The sequence below is a fragment of the Streptomyces sp. NBC_01390 genome (assembly GCF_045040105.1).
GTDB lineage: Bacteria > Actinomycetota > Actinomycetes > Streptomycetales > Streptomycetaceae > Streptomyces.
The window spans coordinates 4,720,153-4,732,376 of the sequence record NZ_CP109551.1; the positions used below are offsets into that span (position 1 = coordinate 4,720,153).

Annotated in this window: 9 protein-coding genes and 2 pseudogenes; 4 read left to right on the forward strand and 7 right to left on the reverse strand. The window is 70.0% G+C overall.

Features of this window, described 5'->3' with window-relative positions; translation table 11 throughout:
* Nucleotides 1–74: 74 nt before the first annotated feature.
* Nucleotides 75–872, reverse strand: coding sequence for a class E sortase (locus tag OG241_RS21040; RefSeq protein ID WP_405817074.1), 798 nt, complete (start codon nt 870–872; stop codon nt 75–77).
* A 252-nt stretch (nt 873–1,124) separates the two neighbouring features.
* On the opposite strand from OG241_RS21040, the gene OG241_RS21045 reads away from it, so the two are divergent.
* From OG241_RS21045 to OG241_RS21055, 3 genes are all read left to right on the forward strand, one after another.
* Nucleotides 1,125–2,600: a beta-1,6-galactanase gene (locus OG241_RS21045; protein WP_405817075.1), complete on the forward strand. Its 1,476-nt coding sequence runs from the start codon at nt 1,125–1,127 to the stop codon at nt 2,598–2,600.
* A gap of 173 nt (nt 2,601–2,773) precedes the next feature.
* Complete coding sequence (locus OG241_RS21050) at nt 2,774–3,793, forward strand: hypothetical protein (protein WP_405817076.1); 1,020 nt, start codon at nt 2,774–2,776, stop codon at nt 3,791–3,793.
* Between the two features lie 326 nt (nt 3,794–4,119).
* Nucleotides 4,120–4,494 carry a VOC family protein gene (locus tag OG241_RS21055; RefSeq protein ID WP_405817077.1) on the forward strand — a complete coding sequence of 125 codons (375 nt, stop codon included), beginning with the start codon at nt 4,120–4,122 and terminating at the stop codon, nt 4,492–4,494.
* 316 nt (nt 4,495–4,810) lie between these two features.
* On the opposite strand, the pseudogene OG241_RS21060 reads toward OG241_RS21055, so the two are convergent.
* Nucleotides 4,811–5,104, reverse strand: a pseudogene (locus OG241_RS21060) (DJ-1/PfpI family protein); the annotation flags it as partial.
* Here OG241_RS21060 and OG241_RS21065 point away from each other — a divergent pair.
* Nucleotides 5,097–5,618 (forward strand): annotated as a pseudogene (locus OG241_RS21065) (MFS transporter); the annotation flags it as partial. The pseudogenes OG241_RS21060 and OG241_RS21065 sit on opposite strands and share 8 nt — an antisense overlap.
* Before the next feature lie 22 nt (nt 5,619–5,640).
* On the opposite strand, the gene OG241_RS21070 reads toward OG241_RS21065, so the two are convergent.
* The 5 genes from OG241_RS21070 to OG241_RS21090 all read right to left on the reverse strand — a co-directional run bounded on the left by OG241_RS21070 (nt 5,641) and on the right by OG241_RS21090 (nt 12,185).
* On the reverse strand, nt 5,641–7,320 hold the full coding sequence (locus tag OG241_RS21070; RefSeq protein ID WP_405817078.1) for a methyltransferase: 1,680 nt from the start codon (nt 7,318–7,320) through the stop codon (nt 5,641–5,643).
* A gap of 244 nt (nt 7,321–7,564) precedes the next feature.
* Nucleotides 7,565–8,728 (reverse strand): 4-hydroxybenzoate 3-monooxygenase, encoded by a 1,164-nt coding sequence (locus OG241_RS21075; protein WP_405826348.1) that lies wholly within the window; start codon nt 8,726–8,728, stop codon nt 7,565–7,567.
* A 244-nt stretch (nt 8,729–8,972) separates the two neighbouring features.
* A complete protein-coding gene (locus OG241_RS21080) occupies nt 8,973–9,857 on the reverse strand; it encodes a hypothetical protein (protein ID WP_405817079.1) in 885 nt (294 codons plus the stop codon).
* A gap of 88 nt (nt 9,858–9,945) precedes the next feature.
* The gene (locus tag OG241_RS21085) at nt 9,946–11,103 is read right to left on the reverse strand and encodes a DNA gyrase subunit B (RefSeq protein ID WP_405817080.1); all 1,158 of its coding nucleotides are present in this window, start codon (nt 11,101–11,103) and stop codon (nt 9,946–9,948) included.
* Nucleotides 11,104–11,402: 299 nt separating this feature from the next.
* Entirely contained in the window at nt 11,403–12,185 is a 783-nt protein-coding gene (locus OG241_RS21090; RefSeq protein ID WP_405817081.1) for an SDR family NAD(P)-dependent oxidoreductase, read from the reverse strand.
* Nucleotides 12,186–12,224 lie beyond the last annotated feature (39 nt).

Below are 12,224 nucleotides of genomic sequence, written 5' to 3' on the forward strand. Positions count from 1 at the left end.
CTGTTCTCGCATCTGTCGTTCGTGCGCTCGTTCGTTCGTTATACAGGATGCCCGATCCGGATGACCGGCTCGGCTCAGCGGGGTCGCATCGACGTGAGCGTGCCCCAGACGACCAGACGGTAACGGGACGTGTACTCCGGGGTGCAGGTGGTGAGCGTGAGGTAGTGGCCGGGGGTGCGGTATCCGTAGGCCGGCCTGACGGTGGAGCGGGGGACGGTCCTGATCACGCCGTCGTCGCGGGCGGAGGTCTGCGGAAGTGTCCGGTCGACGGTGTACGAGTACACCGCGTCGGCCGTCTCGACCCGGACGGCGTCACCGCGCCGCAGCCGGTTGATGTACCGGAAGGGTTCGCCGTGGGTGTTGCGGTGCCCGGCGAGGGCGAAGTTCCCGGCCTGGCCCGGCTGCTGGGTACCGGGGTAGTGGCCGACGTACCCCTTGTTGAGGACGTCCGGCTTGCTGACGCCCTCGGCGACGGGGACGCGCAGACCGAGCCGGGGGATGCTGAGGATGGCGTACGCCTGCGACCAACTTGGGCTGGACGAGCTGGAGTTGGTGACGCGGGTGCCGTTCCGGCCGGCGGTGGCGGAAGTCTCGGCCCGGCTGTCGGAGCCGGCCCCGGACCCGGAGCCGCTTCCCGGGTTCGCCGGATCCTCCGGACCGGCGGGGTTCCCCCACTCCTTCTCCAGGGCTCGCACCTCGCGCTGGGCGCCCTGCTCGGCCTGGCGGTTGGTCCACCACAGCTGGTGGACGACGAGAAGGGCGAGGACCGTGCCGACGGTGACGAGGAGTTCGCCGCAGCTCCACAGCGCACGGCGACGAAGGGCACGCCGGCGGAGTGTCCGGTGCCGTATCACAGGAGCCCGAGCCCGCATGCGTACGCCTCCTTCGCCGCCCGCTCACGGGGACGCCGGGCCGCACGATAGGGCAGACCTCGCCAAGTAACCAGGTCTGTCCCCTGACCAGGTTGCCCCTCCCCCGCCGCGGACCCTGTCCGTCCGCTTTTTGGCAGCCCCTTCGTCCAGTGGTTTTAGAAAGCGCTGTCATAACTCTCGACAACCCCACCCACCACACCTGATGCTTCCCCTGGCATGAACGGGGCAGGTCATTTCCGGACAGGAGAAGCCATGATCCGACGCAGATCTCTGCTGGCCGCGGCAGGGGGCACTGTCCTCGGCAGCGCTCTGGCGACCGGCACCGCGCGGGCCGACGCGACCATCACGGTCAACCCGGCGACGAAGTACGGGACTTGGGAAGGCTGGGGCACCTCGCTCGCCTGGTGGGCGAACGTGTTCGGCGCCCGGGACGACTTCGCGGACCTCTTCTTCACCACCAAGTCGGTGACGTACAACGGGACCTCGCTGCCCGGTCTGGGCCTGAACATCGCCCGCTACAACCTCGGCGCGTCCAGCTGGAACAGCGTGGGCGGCACGACCATGACGGCGTCGGCGAACATCCCGGCGTACAAGCAGATCGAGGGCTACTGGCAGGACTGGAACAACGAGGACCCCACGTCCTCGGCCTGGAACTGGTCGGCGGACGCGAAGCAGCGGGCGATGCTGACGAAGGCGGTGTCGCGAGGGGCGACGACGGAGCTGTTCGCCAACTCGCCCATGTGGTGGATGTGTTCGAACCACAACCCGTCGGGCGCCGCGGGCGGCGGCAACAACCTCCAGACCTGGAACTACCGCCAGCACGCCTCCCACCTGGCCGCCGTGGCCCTGTACGCCAAGAACAACTGGGGCGTGAACTTCGCGACGGTGGACCCGTTCAACGAGCCCTCGGCGAACTGGTGGACGGCCACCGGTACGCAGGAGGGCTGCCACATGGACGCCTCGGTCCAGGCCGCCGTACTCCCGTACATGAGAAGCGAGTTGGACACCCGTGGCCTGACCGGGATCAAGATCTCGGCCTCCGACGAGACCAACTACGACGTGGCCCGCTCGACCTGGGCGGCCTTCGGTTCGTCGACGAAGGCGCTGGTCAACCAGGTCAACGTGCACGGCTACCAGGGTTCCGGGGGCCGCCGCGACCTCCTCTACACGGACGTGGTGACGACGTCCGGCAAGAAGCTGTGGAACTCGGAGACGGGCGACAAGGACGGGACCGGCCGGACCCTGGCGTCGAACCTCCTCCTGGACTTCCGCTGGCTGCACCCCACGGCCTGGGTGTACTGGCAGGTCATGGACCCGACGGCGGGCTGGGCGATGGTCGCCTACGACGAGAACACGCTCCAGCCGACGACCGTCCAGACGAAGCACTACGTGATGGCCCAGTTCAGCCGCCACATCCGCCCCGGCATGACGATCCTCGACACGGGCGTCGACTACGCGGTGGCGGCGTACGACGCGAGCGCGAAGCGCCTGGTGATCGTCGCTCTGAACACCTCCACCTCGGCCCAGACCCTGACCTTCAACCTCGGCAACTTCACCACGGTGACCGGTGGTTCGGGTGGAGTGGTCCCCCGCTGGAACACGGTGACGGGCGGCGGCGGTGACCTCTACACGGCCCGCTCGGACAGGTTCCTGAGCGGCAAGACGGTGGCGGTGCCGTTCGCGGCGGGCGCGGTGCAGACGTTGCAGGTGGACGGGGTGACCATCTGAGTCGCTTCTGGGTCGCTGAGGAGTGACCCGGACGTAACCGGGGAGTCAGTGAGGAGTCAGCGGGGAGGGGAGGCGTCGCCGGGCCGGGTCGCCTCCCCTCCCCGCTGACTCCCCGGTGACCACTCTCATGGACGCCCCTCTTCTTTGACGGGCGTCGGCAGTACGGTGATCTCATGCGCCCCGACACGCCTCCGGAAAACGTCGACCACGTCGCCGAAGCGGCCCGCCTGGAGCGGACCGCCGGCCTCTACCCCGAGGACGCCGAACACCTGCTCGTGCAGGCCTCGGCCCACCTGGAACTGGCCGGCGACCGCCCCGCCGCGACCGCCCTGTACGACCGTCTGCTCCAGTCCCCGATCACCCTGGAGAGCCCCCATCTCGTACGGGCCCTCAAGGCGTCGAACCTGTGGGAGTACGGCCACGAGGCCGAGGCCCGGGCGATCATCGACGGCGTCCGCGCCGAGGCCCCGCGCGACCCGGCCCCCTGGGTGATCATCGCGGAGTCCCTGGAGTCCCACGACGAGCTGGAGGCGGCCCAGGAGACGTTCACGGAGGCGGCCCGCCTCCTGATCTCGGACGCGCAGGAACCCCCGTACTCGACCCATCCCCTTCTCTACGGCCGTCACCGCGTCCGCCGGATGCTGGGCGTGGCCCACGACGACTGGGACCGGCTCGCGGACACGCTCCACTCGTCGTCGGTGTCGCTGGACGAGCTCCACGACCCCAAGCGCGTCTGGTCCCTGGGCTCGGACAACCCGGCGGAGCTGGAGGCGGAGATCTCGCGTCTGCGGGCCGAGCTGGGCGCGTTCAGAGAGGCGCTGTCCCGCCCGTTCCCGGTGGCGGTACTGCACTGGCCGGCGGCGGAACTGGCGGAGCTGGTCGCCGCGTATCCGGGCCTGGCAGACGAGTACCTCTCCCATGAGGAGCACCTCGCGACGATAGAGGCGTCCCTGCGTGAGCTGGCGGCGTCCGGCACGGCGAACCTGGGGATCGTGACCGGGACGGTGCCCTCGTACGAGGCGTTCGCGGCGTCGGAGCAGGCCTCTCCCGGGGAGGTGGCGTTGTTGCCGCAGTACGCGACCACTCTGGCCGCCCGAGGGCTGGCCGTGGTGTGGCCTCCGCAGCGGGGCGCCGAGTGCTGGTGCGGGTCGGGGTCGGCCTACGAGGGGTGTCACGGGCGGGTCGCGGTATAGCGGTATCGGGGCGTAGAGAGAACGAGGGCACGGCAGGTGAGGTCGGGTGGGGCAGCCGGGGAGCAGGTCCGGGGGAGGTCTCACCCGACGGTCGGTCCTCGGTAGGGGTTGAGCGCTGGGCAGGCGTTCGGTAGCGTCACCCGACATGAACACCGGACCGGCGCTGCGGCGCCACGCACGGATTGGCTATCCGGTGGAGAGCTGATCGCGCGGCGGATGCGGCATCGGCATCCGCTCGGTTCGGCAGACCATTCGGCACGCGGACCTCCCGGTACTTGTGCACCACGAGTCCCTTTTCGTGCCGAACAAGTACAGAGGTCAGCCGAATGACAGTCGCGTTCAACCACACCATCATCGCCTCCAAGGACCGCCAGGAGTCGGCCCGCTTCTTCCGGGAACTGCTGGAGCTGCCGGAAGCGCCTTCCTGGGGCCCGTTCATCAACATCCAGCTCCCCGACGGGGTGTTGCTGCAGTTCGCCGAGCCGCCGGTGGAGATCCAGATGCAGCACTACGCCTTCCTGATCGACGAGGAGCTGTTCGACCGCGCGTACCAGCGGCTCTGCGACAACGGCGTCGTGCACTGGGCCGACCCCCAGATGCGACGCCCGGGCGAGACCAACACCGAGCACGGCGGCCGGGGCGTGTACTTCAAGGACCCCGGCGGCCATGCGATCGAGCTGATCACCCGCCCTTACCTGTAGGCGGGTAGGGGCGTAGACGGGTAGGAAGCTGGTCGGGCCCTTACGGCTCGTGCGGTGCCTGAGGCCTTCCCAAGCCGAGGCGGGAAGGCCTCGGTGCTCGGCTCGAAGATCAACTCGAAGATCAAGCTGAGTGCTGAGACACCTCCTGCTGGCCCGAAAACAGGCGGAAGTCGCCGCGCAGCAGCAACAGTTGGAGGAGAGCCGAGCCGCGGCTGTCAGACTCGTCTCGGAGTTCGCCGGCCACACCCCCGACTCCCTCCACGACAACGTGGAACACCTCAAGAGTCTCGACCACATCCGCGATCACCTTGCGATGATGAGCAGCAGCGTCGATCCCGGAGGCGCACCCCGCCGAGGTGAGCACGCCGCCGTCGGTGTACAGCACGCCCGCGTCCAGCTCGACCTTGGGGAGCAGCCGGGCGAACTGGTCGGCGTACCTCCAGTGCGTCGTCGCGGTCCGCCCGTCGAGCAGCCCGGCGGACGCGAGCACGAAGGCGCCCGTGCAGATGGAGGCGACACGGGTGCCGGGGCGAATGCGGGCGAACGCCTCGGCGAGCGGCGCGGACAAGGCCGGCTCCCGTTGCTCGTAGTCCTCGTAGGCGTGGAGCAACTGGGTGCCCGCCGCCCACGACCACGGTATGCACGCGACCGCCGCCGCCTCGGCGCTGTCCCTGATCGGCGTCTTCTCCTCCCTGGGCGCTGTTGTCTCCGGCTGGCTCACCGACCGCTTCGAGCCCCGTCGTCTGCTGGCCGTCTACTTCACCGTCCGCGCGCTCACCCTGTTGACCCTGCCGATGGTGCTCACGTCCACCATCGGGCCTTCCTTGATGGTTTTCGCCGTCGTCTACGGTCTCGTCGACGTCGCGACCGTCCCGCCGGTCATCGCGCTCACCCAGCGCTGCTACGGCGAGGACGGTCCCATCGTCTTCGGCTGGACCAACGCCGCTCACCAAGTGGGGGCGGGCGCTTCGGCCTTCCTCGGCGCCACCGCCCGCGACCTGTTCGGCACGTACGACGTCGTCTGGACCGCACTGGCCGCGATCTGCCTCGTCGCGGCCTTGATGGCCCTGGTCGTACGAGGTCCACACCGCCCTCACCGCGCTCCGAATGCGGGCGTGGTGTGACTGTGACTAGTGACGACAGGGTTCACCGGGCGGCCTTGCGGACGTGCAGCACGCTGCCGTCCAGGGGCAGCGGTGCCAGGCCCGCCAGGGTGAGGCCCGCTTCGGCGAACAGCTGGGCGTAGTGGTCGGCACGCCGTTCCCGGCCGCCGACGTTGCACATCATGTGCAGGTCCCAGGCCGTGGCCAGCGAGGCCGAGCCGTCGGCGGGCAGAACGCGTTCGACAACGAGCAGATCGGCGTCGTCGGACATGGCACGGGCGCAGTGGCGCAGGATCTCGCGGCAGCGGTCGTCGTCCCAGTCGTGCAGGACGCGCGACAGGACGTAGACGTCGCCGCCCGCGGGTACGTCCGCGAAGTCGCCCACGGAGAAGGTGCACCGGGCCGTGTGACCGGCCGCGCCGAGGAGCCGGCGGGCGGTCTCGACGGTGTGCGGGCGCTCCAGCAGGAGGCCGCGCAGACGGGGGTGCGCGGAGAGGATCCGGCCGAGCAACTCGCCGTTGCCGCCCGCGATGTCGACCACGGTGGCCCCTTCGGGCGCCCCGGTGAGGACGGGGTGGGTCGGCAGCGGGTCGAACATCCGGGAACCGGCGGCCATCGACTGGTCGAAGAGTTCGGCGAGTTCGGGATCGCGGGCGAAGTGGTCGAAGTGGTTCTCGCCGAAGCGCTGCTCGAAGGCGACCTGTCCGGTGCGCACGGTGTGCCCGAGCCCGGCGAAGGACTCGTAGAACGGCCCCCCGTACATCAGCGCCAGCGACCGCATCGACCCCTCGGCGTCCGCGCGCAGCAGAGCGCCGGTGTCCGTGAGCCGGAAACCGTCGCGGTCCTCGGTCACCACGCCGAGCATGGTGAGGTAGCGCAGCAGGGTGGCCAGGTTCGGCGCGAAGGCACCGATGTCCCGGGCCAGTTCGGCCACGTCGACGCCCCGCGTCTCGTCCATCGCGTCGGCCACCTCCAGCCGTACGAACGCGGCCAGGGCCTGTGTCGTCCACGCCCCGGTGAGCATCCGCAGCAGGGTCTCGGCGGGCCGGCGCCCACGGTGCTCGTCGAGGTGGGCGTCGAGGAGGTCACGGTGGTCGCCGGGGACGTACAGCTCCACTCGACGGTAGCCGGCCTTGGCCTCGGCCGGCGCGGCGAAGTAGAACACCGTGCCGTCCTCGTGCGGGTTGTAGCCGCCGCCGTCGGGGGTGGCTCCGTACCGTGCGAAGGCCGCGCACAGGCCGCGCAGCACCAACGGGTCCGGTGCCTCGACCTCGAAGGCGACATGAGCCTCGTGCTGTCGCTCCCGCTCGTGCGCGGCGACCGTTTCGAGGTCCGACCCGGGCGGCACGGTCAGCGCGAACAGCTCGACCATGCGCCGTACCCCGTCCGCGCACTCCACCGCTGGGCGCAGCACGCCGATGTCGAGCTCCGCCGCACTCCGCTTGTGCCGTACGGCGAGACGCTCGCGCACGACGACGCTCGGCCGCTGCGGCGCGTCCGCGACAAGCCCGCAGTCGGCGAGCGTGGCGTCCAGCGCCGCCTGGTCGGGCGGGAAGACGAGCAGCGCCGCGTGCGAGAACGCGCAGCGCTCCACCAGGCTCCGCAACTCCGGGCCGTCGAGCCCGGGAAGCACCAGCCGGAGCAGCGTGGCGGTGTCCTGTTCCTTGACGAAGTCGACCGTCTCGCGCAGGCGGGACGTGTCGCCCGCCAATGCCGTGATCATTACGGGGAGATCCTCATTCCGGGGTTCGGACGCACGCGTACGGATGTACGCATGGGGAGACGGGGAGATACGCATGTGGATGCACGCCGGTGTTGTGCGCCGGTGGATTTGCGCCGGCGTGTGCGCTCCGATGGACGTGCGTATACGCGTACATGTGCACGCATCGCACATGTACGCGGGTGCGGGGCTTGTTGGCGTGTCCGTGGGAGGGGGCTGAGCTTGTGGGTGCTGGGCCGGCCGTGGGTTACACGCCGACGTAGTGCTCGGCGAACCAGTCCTGGTGGCTGCGCGAGGTGCGCAGCGAGGTGAGACGGGAGCGGCGCAGGGAGTTGTGGAACAGCGACTCGCCGTCCGCGCCGGAGGGGCCGTGCAGCAGCCCGATCATCCAGTGCGAGAACTCCTGCGCCCGCCAGATGTGGGCCAGACACCGCGCCGAGTAGGCGTCGAGGCCCTCGGGGTTCCCGGCGGTGAGGTCGTCGATCAGGGCGCGGGCCAGGAGCGACGCTTCCAGGACCGCGAGATTGGCGCCCTTCGCGGCGGACGGGCTGATCAGACCGGCGGCGTCGCCCGCGAGGAACAGCGCGCCGTGGCGCAGTGGTTCGAGCACGTCGGACTCCAGGTCCACGACGGCCCGCTGCACGACGCGCCCGCGGCGCAGCGGGCCGTACTCCCGCGCCCGCATCCGCAGCTCCAGCTCGTCCCAGATCCGGTCCTCGGACCAGTCCTCGGCCTGGGTCCCGCGCTCGCACTGCAGGTAGTAGCGGGTGACCTCGCTGGTGCGGGCCATGTGCCCGGCGAACCCGCGCGCGTGGACCGCGTAGCCGACGGCGTCCAGACTGGGCGGCGCCTCGGCGAGCAGACCGAGCCAGGTGACGCCGTGATCGCGGTGGTGGCGGACCGTGCCGGCCGACAGTGAACGCCGGGCGGCGCCGTGCCGCCCGTCGCAGCCGGCCACGTACCGCGCCCGCCACAGGCCGGGCCGCCCGTCGGCCTCACGCACGGCCACCTCGGGCCGCTCGCTGTCGGCGCCGCGTACGGCGGTGGCCTCGGTGCCGAACCGGATCTGTCCGCCGCGTTCCAGGAACCGCGCCAACAGGTCGGTCACCAGCTCCTGTTGGGGGTAGACGGTGTGCTGTTCCCCCTGTCCGAGCCCGCTGTAGTCCAGCCGGAAACGGCCGTCCTCGGTACGGAACTCACAGGTGCTGTGGGGCTGCCCGCGCCGGCGCAGCCCCTCGGCGAGGCCGTGCCGCTCCAGGATCCGCACGGTGCCCGCGGCCAGGAACCCGGCACGCGCCCGCGTCTCCACGTACGCGCGCTCGGCCCGTTCCAGGACGACGCAGTCGACCCCCTGGTCCACCAGGATGTTGCCGAGCACCAGGCCGGCGGGTCCGGCCCCAAGGACGATCACACCGGTCACGTGGTCGACCGGTCGCCGCCGGCCCTTCCCGTCTGTCACGGAACAAGATACTAAATAGCCTAAAATCTTTGATCGCACAGAATCACCCGAATGCCCGCCTCGAACGGTAAGTCGAACGCAGGGACGCCACCCGGTTCCGCTGGGCCGTGGCCACACGGAAAATGCCTCGGGGGCCCCAGAGCACCAGGCATCAGCGTCTGACACCCGGCACCCTCGCCCGGGAGGACTCCTCGCGCTATTCGGCGGGCGAGATCCGCCAGGTGTCGTGGCGTACGTCGAGCGTCGCGGTGAGGTCGGCCCGCTCCGGGAACGAGACTCCCAGCCGCCACGGGCCCGGCAGGGCAGCCAGCCTGACGGTGACCAGATCCTTGGTGACGTCGCCCAGGGCCCCGATCCAATGAGGTGCGGTGGCGATCAGCTGCTCGGGCAGCCAGGGTCCGGGCTCGGGAACGCGCGACAGAGGCTCCTCGGCGAGTTCGGCATGTTCGGTGAGTTCAGCGAGGGCGGAGCCGGCCAGCAAGGTCAGCAGCCGTGCCAGGACCGCGGCCGGCAGGGCGGGGTCGCGGGTCTCCAACAACACGTAGCGGTCGTCGTGGCCCGAGAACCAGACCCGGGAGTCTCCCAGGCGACTCAGGAGCGGCTCGTCAATGCCGGTCGTGCCGAGCACGAGGGCGAGCTCGTCGAGCTGCTCCGGGGTCACGTCGGCGGGCACGTCGATCAGCGTCAGCTCGTACGGCGACCACGTGCCGTCGAGGAGACGGGGCAGGAGGTCGCGGTCCAGCACCAAAACCTCCTCCGCGAGTCCGTTCGTGCCGGCCGCCCAGGATCCGAGGGGGTGGACCGTGCACGGCACGCCGAGGTCGGCCGCGATCAGCGAGGGCCGCAGCGGATGCCAGTCCTCGTCCAGGTAGGAGTTGGTCTCCAACGACACCACCGCGACCGCGTCGTTCGCCACGGACACGAGCAGGTCGGCCAGCTCGCCCGCCTGGGCCGCGCCGCAGCTCACCCGCCACAGCCCCTCGACTTCGCGCACGCTGAAGCTCAACGGGACCGGCCGGCACTCCATGCCGACCCTGTTCACGTTGAACGCGCCCTGCTTGCCTGACCTGACCTCCGTCAATGCCCCACCCCCGAGAACCCGCCGAACGCCACTGTCCAGCCCGCACGCGTCAATCATCGCCGGTCAGCGGCGCGGGTGGTCCGCTCGCTCAGTGTCGGCGGGTGCCCTGCATTCGACCGACGAGGGCCGAGGCCTGTTCCGGGTGCTCCTCCAGCCACGTACCGAAGTGTTCCTGGACTGCTTGCCCCACGCAGGTCCGTACCTGTGGGTTGCCCAATACGCCGCGGGTGGAGCCTTCGAATTCGGGATGGTCCAGCTTCACCGACACGACGGCTGTCAGTCCCTCGCCGATCCGATCGGCGTCGAGCCCGGGTTCCGTATCTGTCAGCAGCCGCTCACGCGCGTACGCGTTGACCGCCGCCACCACCCCGTCGCGGAAACCCAGTTCGTGCGTGCCCCCGGCAGTGGGCCGGCTGTTGGCGAAGCTACGGAGCCGCTCCTCATGAGAGTCACACCAACGCAGGGCCACCTCCACCGTTCCCGCCATCCTCGGGTCCTCAAGCTCGAAGGCGATGGTCTCCGTGAGGACAGGCGCCGCTGTCCCGGTGTCGAGGAAGGCGACGAAGTCCCGGGCACCGCCCGGGAACCGGAACCGGGCCGACCGGGACTCGTCCGGCCGACGCCGGTCGATGAGCGAGATGTCCAACGCCCGGTTCAGAAAGGCCAGTTCCCTGAAGCGCGCCGCCAGTGCGTCGAACGAGAATTCGCCAGTTTCGAAGATGTCGGTGTCGGGCCAGAAGGCGATGGTCGTCCCGCTGCCGGTTGCTGTACCCGCCTCACTGAGCTCGGTGACGGCCACGCCGCGCGCATACTCCTGAACCCAGCGGACACCCTCGCGCCGCACCTCGGCCGTCATCCGGCGCGACAGGGCGTTGACGACGAAGGGCCCCACACCGAAGGGGCTGAGCGCCACGTCATGGCGGCCGCTGGGTCCTGTTGCTGCTTGTATCTGGGTCAGCAGGGCCTCGAGTTCGGGACCACCAGTGCCTCCCGCCTCGTCGATTGGTGTTTCTGGCCCGTCATCGGCGACACGCACGCCGCCGTCGGGCGTGAGAGTGACCTCGACGGAGCTGGCACGGCCTGCCAGCAACTCGTTCACCGCCCGGTCGGCGACCTCGAACACCATGTTGAGCAGCCCACGCTCACCCGACGAGCCGATGTACATGCCGGGCCGCTTCCGGACGGCCTCCCACCCCTCCAGTAGCTGGATGTGGCTGGCGTCGTACTCGGCGAATTCCTCACTCACGATGTCCCCTCCCACTGGTGCCCCGCAGAACACCCCCAGCGTAGGCGAGTTCATAGAAAACACCAGGTCAGAGGCTCTTTACCGAGGGGCTGGGCGGGTGACTGAGCGCCTACCCGGAGGCTGCCGACCAGGGGGTCGCGAACTGTGCCCAGAGCCCCGCCCGGGGGTCGCCGGGGCCGCGTACGCCCCCATCCTGATCGGCCGCGAAGTCCCCGATTTCTCTGCGCGTGGGGGCCGACCTGCCCTGCTGCCGCAGAGGCCCCCCTTTCCCCGGCCGGCGCCTTCGACACGGTTGACGCCTACGATCTCATCGCGTCGGAGATGGACTTGACCCCGCCGTGCGCGGTGAGGCCGCCGTCCACGGGGATCTCCGTGCCGGTGATGAAGGAGGACGCGTCGGAGAGGAGGAAGACGACGAGGGGGGCTATGTCGTCGACGGTGCCGCTGCGGCCGAGTGGTGTCTCACGGAACATCGCCTCTCGGAACTCCGGGGTGGCGGCCGCGGTCATCTCCGTCTCGATGTAGCCCGGGTGCACCGTGTTGACCCGGATGCCTCGCGGCCCCAACTCCGTTGCCGCGATCTTCGACACCCCGCGCAGTGCCCACTTGCTGGCCGTGTACGCCACCGGGTAGTACGCGGTGAGCGCGGCGGAGGATCCGACGTTCACGATCGACGAACCCGGCGGCATCAGGGGCGTGAGGTGCTGGATGCCGAGCAGCGGCCCGGTGGTGTTCACCGACTGCACGTAGGCGAAGTCCTCCGGGCGGACCGTGCCGAGCCGGTCCCGCTGGATGACACCGGCGTTGTTGACCAGCCCGTGGATGTGCCCGTACGTCTCACGGAGTTCGGCGGCCAGAGCCGCCCAGTCGGCCTCGTCGGAGACGTCCAGCTTCCGGCAGTCCTCAACTCCGTCCGGGTGTACGTCGGTTGCGATCACCGTGGCTCCGGCTCGGGCCAACGCCCGTGCCTCGGCGGCACCTTGACCTCGGGCCGCGCCGGTTATCACGACGACCTTGCCGGTGAGGGAGTGGAGCTGGTCGGAGATGCGGGGCGACCGGTCGCTCCCGGGTGTGCTCGTCATGGCGGACAAGGTAGCCGCCGGGGGTAAGAGCAGCGGCTG